Annotated in this window: 15 protein-coding genes; 9 read left to right on the plus strand and 6 right to left on the minus strand. The window is 56.4% G+C overall.

What is annotated here, in order from left to right; genetic code table 11:
• Position 1: 1 nt before the first annotated feature.
• The 3 genes from HK24_RS04190 to HK24_RS04200 all read right to left on the minus strand — a co-directional run bounded on the left by HK24_RS04190 (position 2) and on the right by HK24_RS04200 (position 5,521).
• Positions 2–1,774 carry a tetratricopeptide repeat protein gene (locus tag HK24_RS04190; RefSeq protein ID WP_086633585.1) on the minus strand — a complete coding sequence of 591 codons (1,773 nt, stop codon included), beginning with the start codon at positions 1,772–1,774 and terminating at the stop codon, positions 2–4.
• 63 nt (positions 1,775–1,837) lie between these two features.
• Positions 1,838–3,295, minus strand: coding sequence for an HlyD family type I secretion periplasmic adaptor subunit (locus HK24_RS04195; protein ID WP_198942053.1), 1,458 nt, complete (start codon positions 3,293–3,295; stop codon positions 1,838–1,840).
• A gap of 3 nt (positions 3,296–3,298) precedes the next feature.
• Positions 3,299–5,521, minus strand: coding sequence for a peptidase domain-containing ABC transporter (locus tag HK24_RS04200; RefSeq protein WP_369826507.1), 2,223 nt, complete (start codon positions 5,519–5,521; stop codon positions 3,299–3,301).
• A 343-nt stretch (positions 5,522–5,864) separates the two neighbouring features.
• Here HK24_RS04200 and HK24_RS04205 point away from each other — a divergent pair, with 343 nt between their 5' ends.
• A complete protein-coding gene (locus HK24_RS04205; RefSeq protein WP_086633440.1) occupies positions 5,865–7,319 on the plus strand; it encodes a YdiU family protein in 1,455 nt (484 codons plus the stop codon).
• Positions 7,320–7,325: 6 nt separating this feature from the next.
• Here HK24_RS04205 and HK24_RS04210 read toward each other — a convergent pair whose 3' ends face one another.
• Positions 7,326–7,529 carry a hypothetical protein gene (locus tag HK24_RS04210; protein WP_086633441.1) on the minus strand — a complete coding sequence of 68 codons (204 nt, stop codon included), beginning with the start codon at positions 7,527–7,529 and terminating at the stop codon, positions 7,326–7,328.
• 126 nt (positions 7,530–7,655) lie between these two features.
• On the opposite strand from HK24_RS04210, the gene HK24_RS04215 reads away from it, so the two are divergent.
• The 7 genes from HK24_RS04215 (at position 7,656) to mdoH (ending at position 16,082) form a co-directional block, all read left to right on the plus strand.
• Entirely contained in the window at positions 7,656–9,008 is a 1,353-nt protein-coding gene (locus HK24_RS04215) for an adenosylmethionine--8-amino-7-oxononanoate transaminase (RefSeq protein WP_086633588.1), read from the plus strand.
• Positions 9,005–10,186, plus strand: coding sequence for an 8-amino-7-oxononanoate synthase (locus HK24_RS04220; protein WP_086633442.1), 1,182 nt, complete (start codon positions 9,005–9,007; stop codon positions 10,184–10,186). Before HK24_RS04215 ends, HK24_RS04220 begins: the two co-directional genes overlap by 4 nt.
• Complete coding sequence (locus tag HK24_RS04225; protein WP_086633443.1) at positions 10,183–10,809, plus strand: biotin synthase; 627 nt, start codon at positions 10,183–10,185, stop codon at positions 10,807–10,809. Before HK24_RS04220 ends, HK24_RS04225 begins: the two co-directional genes overlap by 4 nt.
• Positions 10,802–11,569 (plus strand): methyltransferase domain-containing protein, encoded by a 768-nt coding sequence (locus tag HK24_RS04230; protein WP_086633444.1) that lies wholly within the window; start codon positions 10,802–10,804, stop codon positions 11,567–11,569. Before HK24_RS04225 ends, HK24_RS04230 begins: the two co-directional genes overlap by 8 nt.
• On the plus strand, positions 11,566–12,216 hold the full coding sequence (bioD, locus tag HK24_RS04235) for a dethiobiotin synthase (protein ID WP_086633445.1): 651 nt from the start codon (positions 11,566–11,568) through the stop codon (positions 12,214–12,216). Before HK24_RS04230 ends, bioD begins: the two co-directional genes overlap by 4 nt.
• 168 nt (positions 12,217–12,384) lie before the next feature.
• Positions 12,385–13,932 (plus strand): glucan biosynthesis protein, encoded by a 1,548-nt coding sequence (locus tag HK24_RS04240; protein ID WP_086633446.1) that lies wholly within the window; start codon positions 12,385–12,387, stop codon positions 13,930–13,932.
• Positions 13,908–16,082: a glucans biosynthesis glucosyltransferase MdoH gene (gene mdoH / locus HK24_RS04245; protein WP_086633447.1), complete on the plus strand. Its 2,175-nt coding sequence runs from the start codon at positions 13,908–13,910 to the stop codon at positions 16,080–16,082. Before HK24_RS04240 ends, mdoH begins: the two co-directional genes overlap by 25 nt.
• 36 nt (positions 16,083–16,118) lie before the next feature.
• Here mdoH and HK24_RS04250 read toward each other — a convergent pair whose 3' ends face one another.
• A complete protein-coding gene (locus HK24_RS04250) occupies positions 16,119–16,541 on the minus strand; it encodes a helix-turn-helix domain-containing protein (protein ID WP_086633448.1) in 423 nt (140 codons plus the stop codon).
• A 105-nt stretch (positions 16,542–16,646) separates the two neighbouring features.
• Between HK24_RS04250 and HK24_RS04255 the strand changes: the two genes are divergently transcribed.
• Positions 16,647–17,411 (plus strand): SDR family oxidoreductase, encoded by a 765-nt coding sequence (locus HK24_RS04255; protein WP_086633449.1) that lies wholly within the window; start codon positions 16,647–16,649, stop codon positions 17,409–17,411.
• Positions 17,412–17,484: 73 nt separating this feature from the next.
• Here the strand turns inward: HK24_RS04255 and HK24_RS04260 are convergent, their stop codons facing one another.
• A complete protein-coding gene (locus tag HK24_RS04260) occupies positions 17,485–17,967 on the minus strand; it encodes a DUF2501 domain-containing protein (protein ID WP_086633450.1) in 483 nt (160 codons plus the stop codon).
• Positions 17,968–18,047: the final 80 nt, after the last annotated feature.

The raw sequence follows: 18,047 nt of genomic DNA on the forward strand, positions 1-18,047 counted from the left end.
ATCAATCGTCCTCGTCGGCGCGGGCATCATCGAGATTAATAAGTTCGGCTTCAGCGTCCTGAATGCCCTGAGCCTTGGCGCGTTCCAGCCAGCTCCGTCCCTCAACGAGATCCGTCACACCCGCAATGCCACGCACCAGATATCGGCCCAACATCAGCTGCGCCAGGCCATTTCCCCGCTGGGCCGCCTTTCGAAACCATTTCTGTGCGTCTGGCCGGTTCTCTTCAACGTCATGACCGCCGCCATACATTGCAGCCAATGAGAACATTGCGTCTGTATTTCCGCTGTCTGCTGCTGCCTGGTAAAGACTCAAAGCCCGCGCATGGTCACGCCGACCATTGATTTGCCCCGTGACCAGAAGCTGCGCAACGGCGACCTGAGCTTCAGCCATCCCTGCATCGGCAGCTTTTTCCATCCAGTGCATTGCCTGTGTCGGGTCGGGCTGAACGCCACGCCCTTCCAACAACATCCGTCCGTACCAGAACTGCGCATTCACAACGCCATCCGTGGCTTTCTGCATCCAGCGGGCTGCTTCCGCTGCATCCTGCGTGCTGCCGACCCCTTCTGCAAAGCATACGCCCAGATTAAAGGCACCAACCAGATCACCCTTTTCGGCAGCACGCTCAAAACGTTCCTTCAGGGCCTGCTTCTGATCATCTGTAGCTGACGCGCCCGTCAAAATCAGATTGCCGAAATCTGCATCGGCATGATGGTCTCCTGATTCTGAGGCTACACGAAACCAGTGCGTCGCCACATCCGGGTCTCGGTGGACACCATTCCCAGTCAGGTAAAGCAATCCAAGGGCGCGTGCTGCCCCACCGTGTTTCTGCTCTGCAGCCAGCCGATACCAGCTCGCCGCCTCCATAAGATTAGGTGGCAGCTCTCCACCCTTGGCATAAAGGTCCCCCAGAAGCGCAGCAGACTCTGCATCTCCGTTCAGGGCAGCACGGCGCAACCAGGTTTCAGCCCGACCATAGTGCAGCTCAACGCCAACGCCTTCCAGCAGAAACAGGCCATAGCGTGCCTGTGCGCCGACAATGTTGCGCTCAGCAGCCTGACGATAATAGCGCGCAGCAGCACCCATATCCTGTGGAACACCTGCACCGGCCTCACTCATGCGACCAAGAATATCGAAGGCAGTGCCTAAACCGCCCTGGGTTGCCTCTTTTAAATGGGATGCAGCAATCTTCCGGGCATCCTCCGTCTCTGCTGAATGTAAAATAGCCAGTGCCAGCCCCAGATGCCCTTGAGAGCATCCGGCTGCAGCAGACTGTTCGTACAAAGCACGAGCACGAGGAAGATCACGCAGGTCTTCCGGACCATTTGTAAGAATATAGCCCAGCAAAGCTTGAGCATCGGCCGAACCCGCATCTGCGGCGACCTGTGCCCAGTGACGGCCCTGATGAAAATCAGGATGCCTTTCGCCAGAGACGGGACGGGCAGAAAGATCCAGTCCTGCCGTTTGCGCCCGGATTTCGAAGCCTTCGGGAAGACCAACGGTATAAAGCGTGGCCAGCACAAAGGTCGCTTCGACATGACCGGCTTCCGCAGCGCCCAGAATCCAGCGAGCACCTTCCTCCAGGCTGGGTGGAACGCCCGCTCCGTCCAGATAGGCCCGCCCGACGCGAAAGGACGCCTCCATGTCGCCTTGAGCCGCCATACGGCTCAACAGAGCGAAACCACGAACGGTTTCCCCCGTCTCCATCAAATGGATCGCCTGCTCCAGCTTTCCTTTGGAAGAGAGGAGAGACGTAATGCGGCGCTTGAATGTCATGTTGCTCAACTCGGGTACGGCAAAAATGTAAAACGCCCGGACTGGCCGGGCATTTTCTCAGCCTTATGGCTCTCTCATACCTTCTGTCAGGGTCGGTGTTAGACGACTGAAGAGGTATTGGAGAATGGTCCGCTTTCCAACGTCGATATCAGCTGTCGTCGGAACACCAGGTGCCGGATGGAAGAAATCTGGCTGCCCGTGGAGCGTGTAACGATCAATCCGGAGACGGACCCGGTAATAGACCTCATCACTGGCGCCACCGGAAACCGCACTGGCATCACCTCCCGCTCCAGCGCTGGACTTATCGAAGGAGTCTGCGCTGATAACCCGCACAGTTGCCTCAGCACCGCCATATTGGGTGAAAGGAAATGCAGCAAACTTTACGAGAGCATGATCACCGATTTTGATGAAGGCCGCGTCAGAGGCGCGAACCACAGATTCCATTTCAACACCATACCCCGTGGGGACAAGCGTCATGAACTGACCCGCCGACTGAAGGACAGAGCCAATGGATGCCTTCGCAATCGTAAGGACAACGCCATCTTCCGGTGCCTTCAGCAGAATCAGGTCCTGCCGCAGACGCGCTTTCTCGTAGGAGCTGTTGTATTCATCAAGATGATGCTGGGTCTCGGTCAGGGTCGTGTAGACCTGCGCCTTCCAGTTCTCGATGTAGCTGTCGCGTTCCGCCCGCATGGCTGCAAGCTTGTTTTCGGCAGAATTGGCGTTCTGCTGGGCAGAAATTTCGGCCCGCTCTGCTTCCATCATATCGTTCTGCGCGGCAAGCGTGGAGAGACGTGATCCAACCTGATCCGCCTGCTCATGCTGCCGCATTTTCAGAACTTCATCGGCGACCCGCATCTTGCTGGCATACATGGCTGCGTTGGCACGGTATCCCTGCATATCGCTTTGCAAGCCAGCGATCTGTTGATCGTAATTCTGGATATGGGCGCGATATTCATTGCGACGGCGCAGGAAAGCTGCACCCTGCCGAACAGATGCAGGGTTTGACGTATCAACATGGTAGTCCTGATCGTCAGCTTCTGCTTTCAGACGATCCAGTTCAGCCTGATATGAATCTCGCTGCTCGGCCATATTGGTCATGTCAGCTTTCGTGATGGTCGGGTCCAGATGTGCGAGCACCTGGCCTTTCTTCACAAAATCGCCGACCTGAACATCAATCGAATGAACAATCGACGTTTCCAGCGGCTGAACAACAATGGTCGGCTGGGTAGAAACCAGACGTCCGGTCGTGCTGACAATTCGATTGAGCGGAAACAAAGCCATTCCTGCCAGACACGCGAGGAACAGGCCTCCAATCAGCCAAATTGTGTACCGTGCAGATGCCGTGGCGGGCAGATTGACCAGACCAGCCGTCGGAGAATGAAACTCCAGCAGCGCAATAGGCATGCCCTGCGGAGCAAACGGATCTGTTGCCGTCCGCGGAACATGGCTGGTGTAGTTTTCACTACCATTCTCTTCAGGAGACTGGTCGTTGTTCGGGATCATGTCGGAGGAGCTCATGTCTTATTCTCCTTCGGCCAGTTGGTCTGCATCATCTGGAGACGCCGAAGCATTCATATGACGGTTCTGCTGCATCCAGAGCGTGCGATAGATTTCGCAGCGTTCCAGAAGAACATGATGCGGTGCGATATCCATGAGCTTGCCTCTGTCCATCACAGCGATCTGATGGCAGTTCACAAGGGAAGAAAGGCGATGGGAAACGATCACCATCGTGCGCCCCTTACCAATCCGCTGAAGATTGGCATTCACCAGCGCTTCGGATTCCGGATCGAGCGCCGACGTTGCTTCGTCCAGAATCATCAGTTTCGGATCACAAATGACAGCACGGGCAATCGCCAGTCTCTGTCGCTGACCACCAGAGATATTGGTGGAGCCTTCTTCAATCCAGGTATCATACCCGGCCGGCATTCTTTCGATAAATTCCTCGGCTCCCGCAAGACGAGCAGCACGAACGACATCGTCAATCGTCAGGCCTGGGCGGCCTGCTGTGATGTTATCACGCACTGTTCCACGGAACAGGAAGTTATCCTGCAGAACCACACCGAAAGAACGGCGCAGATGGGTCAGATTGATTTCACGCAGATCTACACCGTCCAGACGCAGATACCCGGTATAATTGCGGCTGACACCCTGCAAGAGACGGGTAACGGTCGATTTACCCGAACCTGAACGTCCCACCAGCCCCAGCATGGTGCCAGCTGGAACTTCGAACGCCACATTATCCAGAGCTTTCGTAGTCGACCCCGGATAGGAGAAGTTGACGTCCATGAAGGAGAGGGCACCCTTGATCCGGGGCCGCATTCCTGTCGTCAGAGCCTTCGTTTCGGTCGGCTGGTTAAGCACTGCACCCGCCTCAACCAGCGAGACCGTTACTTCATTGATGGCTTCCATCAACTTCGCCAGCCCCACCAGAGGAGCTGCGACACGGCCACCCAGCATCATGAAGCCTGCCAGCGAACCGGCCTGCATGTTGCTTGCATTGGTCAGCACAAGATACGCACCAACAAGGATCACACCACGGTTGATGAACGCATCAAACGGCATGACAAGCGTCTGCGGCCAGTTGGACATACGTCCCGCTGCCAGCTTCCAGCGAACCACATCAGCCGTTTTCTGATCCCACTCTTCGCGACGGGTCGATTCCAGCGCAAGGGTCTTGACGGTTCGAATACCAGCGACTGTCTCATAGAGGGTCGAGCCACGATTCATTTCAGCGCGGATCTGCCGCCCCATAACGCGCGTCACAGCAGGGAGGAAAAGAACCACGATCAGGCCGATACAACCTGCGGAAGCGAGCGTCAGCCAGGCTAGTGTCGAACTCAGCAGGAACAGGACCGGAAGAATCACAACCAGTGTAAAGAGGTCCAGCATTGTGGACATCAACTGGCCGGTGAGAAAGTCACGGACTTTGAAGACCGCAACAAAGCGGCCCAGAATTTCACCCGTCTGCTCGCGCTCATAGAATTCCAGCGGTAGGGCAAGCAGACGATTGAAAGCGTGCAACGAAATTCTTGCGTCCAGCCGGGACGAAAGAACAAGAGACAGTTCCCGCCGCGCATACGTCAGAAGAATTTCGTAGAACGTCAGAATCAGCACAAAAGACGACAACGAGACCAGCGTCGCCATGGAATGGTAATTTACGACGCGATCCAACACCTGCATGACAATCAGAGCCGGGAAGATCTGAAGAATACTCAGGATCATGGATGCAAAAGCGATGTCCCGAAGGATCTTCTTCTCTCGCATTGCCATCTTGGCAAACCAGAGCAGATCAAACCGTGCATCAGCCTCGGATTCATCACGACGACGCTTTACGAGAAGCACATCGCCTGTCCAAACCTGCGACAGACGGAGTTCATCTACCGGGATTGGCGTATCGCCATCCCCTCCCATCGGATCACGGAGCCAGACAACGCCTTTTTCAGGGTTTGTCGCCACCATGAGGCCGGCCGAGCCGTCCTTGAACATCAGAACAACAGGAGGAGAGTTCTGCAGGCGCAAAAGATAGCGCCACTTCAGACGCATTCCCTTGGCTACCGCGCCCTGTTCGTTCAGCCAGCGCGCAAGAGATGCGGGAGACGGTGTGTTCTCCCCAGGCTCCGCAGCAAAATCTCGGATATCGAGTTCAAGCCCATGAAACCGGGCTGCAGCCAAAGCGGCATATAGTCGGATGACTGCCGGGCTTACGTCCCTTCCGGGGCCAGACACGCGCTGGGTTTGATCCACGAAACGTCCTCTATGCTGTGGTCCCGCACAGGCGGCATCAAAGGCAGAAATGCCCGTTCATATTTCATGAATAGAGAATACTGTCTTTTCCGTCACCTCCCCCTGTCTTCGCGAATGGAAAAATCTTTACAAAATACAGTCACTCCCGGCTCGAATCTGCTTAGGTTTACATAAAGATAAAGCCAACAACTGTTGCTTGAACTGTTGTGACCTCACATCTCTGCATCCGGATGCCCATGTTTTCCGAACAATGAGTGACCGGAAAATTTCTTGATTTCTTTTCTTTCTCCATCGGGAAACCTATCTCTCGAAGCTCTGTCACACGGGCACACAAGGATGTTGCATGCAGATCTCCCGGCATTATGCCTCCCTGCCCGAGCGCTTTTCGAGCGCATTGGCCTCCCGCCCCTTTCGTAATCCGCAACTGGTTGCCCTGAACGAACCGCTCGCCACACGTCTCGGGCTCGATACTCACTGGCTTCGCCAAAAAGATGGCCTTGCCTTCCTGAGCCAAGGTCAGCGCCCTGACGGAGCGCCACCCGTCGCTATGGCCTATGCCGGGCATCAATTCGGGCATTTTGTTCCTTCGCTCGGGGACGGCCGCGCAATGCTGGTCGGAGAACTGACGGACAGACAGGGCAAAGTGTGGGATCTGCACCTCAAGGGATCAGGCCCTACGCCATTTTCCCGTCGGGGGGACGGCCATGCGGCTTTGGGGCCTGTTTTACGGGAATACCTGGTCAGCGAAGCCATGGCCGCACTCGACATTCCCACAACACGTGCGCTTGCAGCCCTCACGACAGGTGAGAACGTCGTTCGAGAGACGCTTATGCCGGGGGGCGTAATTGCACGGGTTGCCTCTACGCACGTCAGGGTCGGGACATTCCAGTTCTTCGCTGCACGCCAGGATCGGGAGGGCCTGACGATCCTCGTGGATCATGTTATTGAACGGCTCTATCCTGAATTAGCAGACAGCCCGAACCGGGCCTTGGCGCTTTTAAATGCTCTGGTTAACCGCCAAGCTCAGCTGATTGCTCAGTGGATGCTGGTCGGATTTATTCATGGCGTCATGAACACCGACAACATGTCCATTGCGGGAGAAACGATCGACTTTGGCCCCTGCGCCTTCCTTGATAACTACGATCCCGGAAAAGTCTTCAGCTTCATTGATCAGAATGGCCGGTATGCCTACGGACAACAGCCGGATATGGCGCTCTGGAATTTAGGTCGTCTGGCAGAAGCACTTTTGCCATGCATTGGTGCGGATACTGATCAGGCGGTCAACCTTGCGACAGACACGCTGAGCCGTTTCGATAGCATTTTCGGGGAGGCTTATCTTTCCGGATGGCGTCGAAAGCTCGGCCTGTTTTTGGAAGGTCGGACGGATACGACCCTTATCTCCCGTCTTTTAACCATGATGCATCGTGACGAGGCGGACTTTACGCTCACGTTCCGGCACCTGAACACCGTGGCACGCACAGACGACGCCACAGGTTTTCTGACTCAGTTCAAAGACAGGGAAGCTGCCACTTCGTGGCTACAAAGCTGGAAAGAAAGACTGGATACGGAAGATCAAACGGCTGACGAGCGTTTTGCGCTCATGCAGGCAAGCAATCCCCGAATTATTCCCCGCAATCACCGGATTGAAGCAGCCATCAAAGCTGCACTAACTGGGGATTATACCCTCTTCTACCAACTCACCGCAGCCCTCGCTCGCCCGTTCGAGGATGCCGATGACGGGCTCGATCTGCCACCAGCCTCGAACGAGCATGTCCGCAATACGTTCTGTGGGACCTGAAAATCTTCAGGCTGGCTGAAATATCAGGCGACTGTTGTTGAACAGGCGTCTGACCTGACAGTACAGAGCCAGAAGATCCGGCATGCAGGTGTTGTGGAGTGCGCGTACACTTTCATGCGTTGCGTAGAACCGGAGAGTATCCATCCCACGATTCATGATGGCCGTGCCCAGAAACACGCCGTTCACATGAATAACCTTGGAATTCAGCATCAGTCTTGACCTCAGTTGCCCTTCCGCCCCAGGAAGAACCTATCTTTCCACGCCACTGACACCAGCCAGGGCGCTGCAATAACGGGGTTCATGCCAGATCGTTTCCCGTTAGAGCGTGACCTTTTTATGATAGCCTGTGACAGCATCATGACCGGGGGGATGGACTTGCCTCCAGCCATGCGGGAAAACGCTGGCATGTCCTGCAAATCATCATCCGCCGGGGCGAACCGGTCCGCTGCCGACCTTCCCCATCTCTGGCTGCCCTACACCCAGATGCAGACGGCTCCTTTTCCTGTGGAAGCCATCCGCACGTCCGGAAGCCGGATTACGCTGTCAGACGGGCGCGAACTCGTGGACGGAGTCGCCGCCTGGTGGACCGCCTGCCATGGCTATAGCCACCCCCACATTCAGCAGGCACTGGTTCGGCAGGCCAGCGACATGCCTCATGTGATGTTCGGAGGAATGGTTCACGAACCGGCCCGGCGTCTGGCAGCACGTCTGGCTGAACTTCTGCCCGGCGACCTTGAACGCACGTTTTTTACGGATTCCGGCTCGGTGGCGATGGAAGTCGCCGTCAAGATGGCAGTTCAGTATCACATCAACCGTGGCACGCATGGCCGGACAAAGATGCTGTCTTTCCGGGGCGGCTATCACGGGGACACACTGGGCATGATGTCCATCTGCGACCCGGAAGAGGGCATGCACAGCCTTTTCGCGGGCGTTCTTCCCCGCCAGATCCTTGCGGATCTTCCAGTTGATGATGACAGCACGGCCAGACTTGAAGCCCTGCTGGACGCTGAAGGGCATACAGTAGCCGCTATCGTCACGGAGCCGCTGGTTCAGGGGGCAGGCGGAATGCTGTTCCACAGCCCGGACGTTCTGCAGCGCCTTCGCAGCATTTGTGACCGATACGGCATTCTGCTCATTCTGGATGAAATTTTTACCGGTTTTGGCCGAACCGGAACAATGTTCGCCTGTGAACAGGCTGAGATCGTCCCCGATATCATCGCTCTCTCCAAGGCCCTGACCGGCGGGACGATGGCTCTGGCTGCAACCGTGGCTAGACGAGGTGTTTTCGAAGCATTTCTCTCCACGGAAGCTGGCAAGGCTCTCATGCACGGGCCAACATTCATGGCCAACCCACTGGCCTGCGCCGTGGCGAATGCGTCACTGGATCTGTTCGAACAGGAACCCAGACTGGAACAGGTTGCTCGCATCTCAGCTCAACTCCAACGGGAGTTGGAACCATGCCCCGGACTTCCAGGCGTGAAAGATGTTCGCGTGCTGGGTGCAATCGGCGTGGTGGAACTGGAAAACATTGCGGACCCTGACGTCCTCCGCCGCGCGTTCGTGAACCAGGGGACATGGATCCGCCCATTCCGGAACATTGTGTATCTGACGCCAGCGTTCACGATTAGCGAGGAAGATCTGTCTCTTCTGACAGCCAGCATTGTCACTGTTCTCCGGAACAACGCATGAGCCTGTTTGACGCCCATTTCACATCCGCTCTTCACGACCGCGAGACTGCGGGAACACGGCGAACACTGCGTCCGGTCACACGGGACGGACAGACCATCCTGCGAGACAACCGTCGCATGATTGATGTGTCCTCAAATGATTATCTGGGCCTTGCCGACCACCCACTACTCAAAGAACGCGCCTCTGACTGGGCTTTGCGCTTTGGAACGGGAGCAAGGGCGTCCCGCCTTGTGAGTGGAACGTTGGAAATCCATCAGGCTGTCGAGCAGAAGATGGCGCGCTTCAAAGGATATGAGGCCGCGCTGCTTTTTGCGTCGGGCTGGCAAGCCAATGCCTCGGTGGTCCCTGCCCTGTGCGCCCTCTCGACTGCTCGGACCGGTCATCCCATGCTGGTTTTTTCCGACCGCCTGAACCATGCCAGCCTCCATCACGGATGCGCAGCAGCGGGCGTCCGACAGCATCGTTTTCGCCACAATGATCTTGCGCATCTGGAGACACTGCTCAAACGGGAAGCCGCCAAGCCTGGCTTGCGGATGATCGTAACAGAGAGCGTGTTTTCCATGGATGGGGACCGCGCAGACATTCCCGCCCTACGCGCTCTGGCCGATCACTACGATGCGTTCCTGTATGTTGATGAGGCCCATGCCACGGGCGTTCTTGGAGCCCATGGGCATGGGCTTTCCGGCGGTTTGGCTGACCTGACAATGGGCACATGCAGCAAAGCCCTTGGGGGAATGGGGGCTTATATCGCGGGCTCCAGGCCTCTCTGTGACTATCTGCTCAATCACGCTTCAGGCTTTATCTATAGTACGGCCCTTCCGCCCGCTGTCCTGGGGGCCATTGATGCCGCACTGGACATTATTCCGACGATGGGTCGTGAACGGCAGACACTGCTGGGTCAGGCAGCACACCTTCGAACAATTTTGAACGTGGCTGGTCTTTCGACAGCAGAGTCGTCCACGCAGATTGTGCCGGTCCTGATCGGTGAATCCCAGCGAGCGCTGGATGTTGCCAGCGCATTGGAAAACGAAGGTTTCCTCACCGTAGCCATTCGCCCACCAACCGTGCCTCAGGGAACGGCACGATTGCGTCTGGCCCTTCACACTGGACTGACAGACTCACAGATTACCCAATTAGGCGAAGCTGTTGTCCGGCTGGCATGTGAGCACACACCATGACCGTCTCCCTTTATCTTGTTCATGGCTGGGGATTTGACGCATCTTTCTGGGACCCGATGCTTCAGCACCTGCCTGACCTCAAAGCGTCCGTCGTGGATAAGGGATATTTCGGATGCCATTACGCAGCCCCCAGACCGGAGCAACCTTATCTGGCGATCGGCCATTCCGCAGGAACACTGGACCTGTTGGGGCAGGATCTTCCCGGATGCCTGGGGCTCATCATGTTCAATGGGTTTGGACGGTTTTCTGAGAGCAACGATTTTCCGGAAGGCGTGCCCCTTCGCGTTCTGGAAAGAATGAAGCGCCAGCTGCAACGCTCCCCTAAAACGGTCCTGAACGATTTCCGCCAGAGATGCGGAACGGACAAACCTATTCCGTCAGATCCCGTGACGGCCGTTCTGAATCAGGGTCTGGAACATCTGATTCAGAACGATGAACGCAATGCAGCGACCCGCTGGGGGAACCAGCTTCACTGGATGACAGGACTGTCAGATCCGTTTCCTCCTTCTCAGGCAGGTTTCAGTGTTCCGGGTAAAAGGGTTGAAGGCGGCCATCTTCTGCCTCTCGAACAGCCGGAACTCTGTGCTGATTTTGTGCTGCGTCAGGTCAAACAGCATGGATGAGCGCAAACGCCAAATCGTCACCCGGTTTAATGAGGCGGAGGACTATGACGCTGCGGCAGATATCCAACGCCGCTGCGCCGCTTTTCTGGCCGAACGAATTGTCGCTGAGCTGACCGAGACTCAGCCTGCCCATATTCTCGAATTCGGGTGTGGCACGGGTTTCCTCACAGAGCATCTCTCCAGAGACTTCCCCAACAGCGCTATTCTCGCCACCGATCTCGCCCCGACTATGCTCGCACGCGCCAGATCACGCCTTCACGGGCAAAATATCGCCTTCAAGGTCATGGATGGAGAGCGCCCGGATGCGACGGGACCATTTGACCTGATCGCATCGAGCCTGTGCTTCCAATGGTTTGAAAACCGCAGCAAGGGGCTCGAACGTCTTTGCCTCTCACTGGCGCCGGGTGGCACTCTGATGATTGCAACGCTCCTTGAAGGGAGCCTGAAAGAGTGGCGCTCAGCTTGCCAGAAGACAGACACCCCTTGCGGCGTTCCATCCTATCCCGGCGCCCCCATGCTTCAGCAGGAATGGCCCTCTGGAGGGCACGGCAAATGGCATACGGCAAACATGCAAGATCCGGTCCCAAACGCCAGAACATTCCTCCGCAGATTGCAGCAGATCGGCGCGTCTCTCCCTGGCAAAGGAAGCACTCCTGCGGGAGTACACGCACTCAGGCGCGCCATGTCCTGTTTTGACAAAGAGCACACCAGCGTCACCTACGCCTTGGGGATCGGAATTTTCAGGAAGGATATGCCATGAATAGCTTTCGCGGTGTGTTCGTCACCGGTACGGACACCGAAATCGGTAAGACGCTTGTCAGTGCAATCCTGACGAAAGCCTGGAATGCGACGTACTGGAAGCCGCTTCAAACGGGCCTTTCTGACGAAGCAGGCGATACCTCTACCGTCAAAACTCTGGCTGTCCTTCCGCCCGATCGGATTATTCCTCCGGCATATGCGCTTCAGGCCCCTCTCGCACCCTACGCAGCGGCCGCGCTGGAAAACGTTACAATCAATCCCGGACGTCTTGTTCTTCCCGCCGTCAAAGCGCCCCTTGTCGTTGAGGGTGCGGGCGGCCTGATGGTGCCTGTCCGAAGCGACATGATGATGATTGATCTCATGCAGCGACTGGATCTTCCCGTCGTTCTTGTTGCGCGCAGCGGGCTGGGAACCATCAACCATACGCTCCTGAGTCTCGAAGCGCTTCGTCGCAGAGGTATTCCTGTTCTAGGTGTCGTCCTCAGCGGGCCTGAAAATCCAGGAAATGCACGCGACATTGCTCATTTCGGGAACGTTCGGATCCTTTTCAGCGTTCCACGTCTAGAGAGCATAAATGAAACCGTCGTTTCTGAAATTTCTGGCCGTGTACCGCCGCTTTGTGTCTTGCAGCAACAGAATTCACAATGATGTGTTCTTTTTGGGATGTGCCATGAAAAGAACACATCCGACCCTTGTGAAATAGCTGCGTAATCATAGAACGTCTCTTCGCAACGAAGTGCATCCGGCGTATCGCTTGATCAAAGACCGCCCTCTGATTTCAGGGGGAGGCATACAACTGGAACTGTTGGGAAAAGTATGAGTATCCTGCGTCGTGATCTGGTAAAGCTTGGGGCAGGCCTGTCCCTGATGGGAACGTCTGGCCGCTTCGCTTATGCCCAGTCCGCGCCGCCTGCTGCCAAGCAGGCTCCAAAGACTGTTCCGTTCGACAATGGAACTGTCCGCGCCATTGCGCAGAAACTGGCCAGATCTCCTTACGCTCCACCTCCGCAAAGTCTGCCCTCTGCCATTTCCACTCTGGATTTTGACCAGTTCCGGGGCATTACGTTTAATCCGGACCGTGCCCTCTGGCATGGGCAGAGCCTGGCGTTTGAGGTCGAATTTTTCCCGCGCGGCTTTCTCTACAAGCCCCGGATTGCAATGAATGAAGTCATCGGTGGCCAATCGACACCGATTGCCTACGACCCTGACCTGTTCAGCTATGCCAACCCGATGCTGCGCGTTACCGATGATCTGGGCTTTGCCGGTCTTCGTCTGCGCTATGCCATCAACACACCGGGCGAAATGGAAGAATGCGCCGTGTTTCTCGGCGCGTCCTATTTCCGTGCAGTGGCCAAGGGACAAAATTACGGTCTGTCCGCCCGCGGCTTCGCCAACGGCACTGGCAACACGAAAGGCGAGGAGTTCGCGTTGTTCCGCGAATTCTGGCTGGAAAAGCCGGAGCCTGGCGTTCAGTCCGTTGTCATTCATGCCCTTCTGGATAGTCCGTCCGTTACGGGAGCTTTCAGCTTCACGATCCGCCCCGGCGACACAACCGTCTTTGATGTGCAGTCATCGCTCTTTCCCCGGCAGGATATTACCGAGTCCGGCATCGCGGCTCTCACGGGCATGTTCTATTTCGATGCCAACGAACATAATCACGTCGATGACTGGCGCCCGGCCGCCCATGACAGCGAGGCGCTTCAGGTGTGGACCGGATCTGGGCAGCAGCTCTATCGTCCACTGGTCAACCCGACGGACCTCCAGTTTTCGGCCTTTCAGGATAGCAGCCCGCACGGCTTTGGCCTGATGCAGCGCAAGCGCTCTTTCCATGACTACGAGGACCTTGCTCTCAACTACGAGAAGCGCCCGTCCCTGTGGATCGAGCCCATTGGCAACTGGGGTGACGGAGCGGTTGATCTCGTGGAAATTCCGACGCCCAATGAGGTCAACGACAACATCGTGACATTCTGGCGTCCGAAAGACGCTCTTAAGGCCGGTCAGGAATACAACTTTACCTACCGAATGTACTGGGGTTGGGATACGCCGTGGCCCACACCGCTGGCACGTGTCGCTGGAACCCGTATCGGTGCAGTCACTGACCACGCCGATGCACGAATGTTCGTGATCGACTTTACGGGCGCGCCATTCCAGAACATTCCGCAGGACGCACATTTCCACCTGATTTCACAGGCTTCACCCGGCACCATCCGGAATGTTGTTGTCGAGCCCAACCCGAACATCAAAGGCTGGAGAACAACCTTTGAATTCGTGCCGGGCGATGCCAAAGCCTCTGAACTCCAGGCGCAGCTTGCAAGCGATCAGGGTCCGATCTCAGAAAAATGGATGTACCGTTGGACGCCGTAACCAATATGTCTCCGTCCGAAGCACCGTTCCTGCCTCATGAGGCTCCACTCAGGATGGAGCCTCAAAACCTCCATCAGCAGCCTGACCGGCATGGTCGCCCGTTCAGGGTTCTGGACACGACGCCGAAGACACTCTGGCTGCGACGGCTTTTCGTGTTTGGCTCAGCGCTCGCGCTGACCGGGTTTGGCATCTACAGGATCAATCAGGTTTTCAACTCGTTAGGCGTGTCTACGCTTGGCGTGATTGTGCTGATTCTGTTCGCCATTCTCGGTTTCTGGATCGCACTCTCCTTCACCTCAAGTCTTGGTGGGTTCGTCTCCCTGATCACACGCGGAGGCCTTGGGCTCGGCATTCATCGGGATGGTGCTCTTCCGGTGCTCAAAGCACGGACTGCCGTGCTGATGCCGACTTATAATGAAGATCCGGAACGCGTTCTGGGCGGCCTGAAGGCCATCTATGACAGCATTCTTGCCACCGGCCAGATTGATGCGTTCGACTTCTTCATTCTGTCTGATACGACCAATCCGGACGTATGGTTACAGGAAGAGCGTGCCTTCCTTGCCCTCCGTCGGGCGACTGGGGACGATCGGCGCATTTTCTATCGCCGCCGCCATCAGAATACAGATCGCAAGGCAGGCAATCTGGGCGACTGGGTGACACGCTTTGGTGACTCGTACCAGCAGATGCTCACCCTTGATGCTGATAGCGTGATGGACGGCAGCCTGATCGTGCGTGTCGTTTCCGCCATGGAGAACCATGAAGGCGTCGGGCTGATCCAGACCCTTCCGGTTATTGTGGGCGGCCGGACATTATTTGCCCGCATGCAGCAGTTTGCAGGCCGCGTATATGGCCCACTCATTGCCCATGGCATCGCTTGGTGGCATGGCTCGGAAGGGAATTACTGGGGCCATAACGCCGTTATCCGGACACGGGCTTTCGCCGAACAGGCGGGCCTGCCCCATCTGAAAGGCCGACCACCCTTCGGCGGCCATATTCTCAGCCATGACTTTGTCGAAGCAGCGCTCATGCGACGCGGTGGCTGGGCCATTCACATGGTGCCTGGCCTGTTCGGGTCTTATGAGGAAAGCCCCCCGTCCCTAACGGATGTGGCCATCCGTGACCGGCGCTGGTGTCAGGGCAATCTCCAGCACGCCAAGATTATTGGAACCAAAGGCCTGCACTGGGTCAGCCGTACACACATGCTGACGGGCATTGGTTCCTACATCATGTCTCCCCTTTGGCTGTTGTTCCTGCTGTTCGGGATCCTGATTTCCCTTCAGTCGCATTTCTATCATCCGGAATATTTCGGCACGAAGCCGACGCTTTATCCGCACTGGCCACGCGTCGATCCTGTGCAGGCAAAGTTTGTGTTCATCGGCACGATGGGCATCCTTCTGGCGCCAAAGTTTCTGGCGTTCATCGCCATGATGTTTGATCGCGCTGCCTTGCGCGGTTCCGGCGGTGCTATCCGGCTTTTCCTTTCCATCATTCTGGAAACCCTAATTGGTGGCCTGATTGCGCCGATTGCCATGCTGATCCAGACGTCTGGTGTCATCTCCATTCTGCTGGGCCGGGATTCTGGTTGGAATGCCCAGAACCGTGAAGACGGGCGTGTTTCGCTCCGTGAAGTTGCACGTGGATACTGGGTTTACACAGTGTTCGGCCTTCTGCTGGCCGCAGCCGCATGGTCCGTTTCACACGCACTCTTCCTGTGGATGACACCAGTGTTGCTTGGGCTCGTGCTTGCTATTCCACTCGCGGCCGTGACAGCCAGCCGCGATGTTGGACTGGGACTCCGTCGGGCTGGATTTCTGCTGATCGAAGAAGAAACGGCCCCCCCGCCTATTCTTCGCCTTGCAGAAGAGAACGAACGTCTGCGCACAGAGGCTCTGCACGCGCCTCATCAGCCGCCCAGCGAGGCATTCGCCCTTCTGCGAACGGATCGGACACTTCTAAATGCCCACCTTGGCGCACTTCCGCCAACCCGCAAGGCTGGCAGTGCGATTGATGCCAACCTGCTGGTTGGACTGGTCAAGCTGAAAGAGGCGCCCTCCATCAAGGCCGCCCTTTCCAAACTGACCCGACAGGAAAAGGCTTCAGTCCTCGGGACGACCGAAGGCGTCGCACTCGTCGAGAACCTTCCGGACTAACCCTCTCTGTGGCTGGCAAAGTATGCCAGCCACAGATTATTTGCTGTCAAACGCACTCCGGGCTGCTTCCACTTCAGACAGATTTTTCTCCGCCCAGATCCACACCCCACAAAACGCTGCGCCCAGACTTAGTCCCAGCGGTGTAAGACGATAGTCCACCCGTGGCGGAATAACCGGGTGAATCTTACGGGTCACCATTCCGTCCCGTTCCATTTGCCGGAGTGTCTGGGTCAGCATCTTCTGGCTGATACCCTCGACTTTTCGTGCCAACTGCGTGAAGCGCAATTCCTTGTGCTCTTCCAAAACCTCCAGAATGATCATCGTCCATTTGTCAGCAACGCGACCAATGAGCTCCGTCACCAATCGCTCAACGCGCGCATCGCACTCCGTAGGTGGCGTTGCTTCGGCCAAACGCTTGGCACGGCGTTCAGGCGAGGCTTCGTAGGGGTTATCCGTCATAGGGGTCACTCTCTTTTCGGTGCGTATAAATCTTTGAGGTGCCTTCTTTCGAATTGACGATAGCCCGCTAGATAGAGTGTTCCAATTCTCAATGGAGCAACTCCAATGAAACCGAACGGAAACACAATCCTGATCACCGGTGGTGGCTCAGGCATAGGCCAGGCTCTTGCACAGCGACTGCATGATGCTGGCAACACGGTTATCGTCGCCGGGCGTCGCCAAAATGCTTTGGATGAAACGATCGCCGGTCGGGCGAACATGCACGCACTGGTGCTGGATATTGAAAGCCGGGGGGGAATTGCTGATTTTACAGAACGGCTTCTGGGCGCATATCCGTCACTTAATGTTCTGATCAACAATGCCGGCATCATGCGATTTGAAGATCTGGCGCAGACGCATGATCTGACGGACGCTGAAGCGACGATTACGACCAACCTCCTCGGGCCAATCCGCCTGATCAATAGCCTGACGGATCATCTGGTTAAGCAGTCGGATGCCGTCGTGATCAATGTAACATCCGGGTTGGCATTCGTGCCGCTGACGACAACACCCACCTATAATGCCACCAAAGCCGCGATCCATTCCTACACGATTACCCTCCGAGAGGTTCTGAAAGGGAAAGTCGAGGTTATCGAACTTGCACCACCCGCAGTGCAGACAGGCCTCACGCCTGGCCAAGAAACGCGCCCCGGCTATCAGCCTCTGACGGACTTTACGGATGAAGTCATGGCGTTGCTGACGCAACAGCCCACGCCACCGGAAATTCTTGTCGAACGCGTGCGCTTTCTGCGCTTTGCAGAGGCCAATGGCCAGTTTGATGAAACACTGACCAAGCTCAATGCTTTTGCCGCACAAGCCCGCAACGGTTAAGACGTCAATGCTCATAAAAAAAGCCCCGGGGCAGTTGCTCCGGGGCTTTTCTCAGGACGAAAACTCAGAAGAATCAGTTGCCGAGGCTCTGAGCCTTTTTGAAGAGATCGCGGCAGACCAGAACCTGCTTGTCCTTCGGGAGTGTAGAGATGTCGAACGGCGTGTTGCTGCTCGTCTGGAGCAGACCGCGGCCACCCAGTGAGTAGTACTGGTCATTCTGGACATCAGAGCGCTTGGCAAGCTTACGGGATGCCGAGCGCGGCCCTGTACCCAGCGAAAGCTTCTTATGAATGCAATAGGACGTCAGGCCTGCCACGTTGCCGGCCTGGGCATTATCGATAGACGGCATGCCGTTTTCGCCAAGCGTACCAGGTGTTGATGCAGTTGCAATACCGTTGAGATTACCGACGGCCTGCACATGATTTGGCGTAATCACGGCCTGGGTTCCTGGTGGAACAATCGGCTGTCCTGGCTGCGGTGCTGTCTGTGCAAAGGCAGCTCCGGAAACAGCGAGGCCAAGTGCGGCTACGGCGGCAAAATACTTATTGGTATTCATGGATGGAGTCTTTCCATGTTCGATATTACTACAAAGCGGCTATTCAGAAATATAATCACCAGAGCAATACTCTGTTGGCT

This window comes from Gluconobacter sp. DsW_058, from assembly GCF_002153615.1.
Lineage (GTDB): Bacteria > Pseudomonadota > Alphaproteobacteria > Acetobacterales > Acetobacteraceae > Gluconobacter > Gluconobacter cerinus.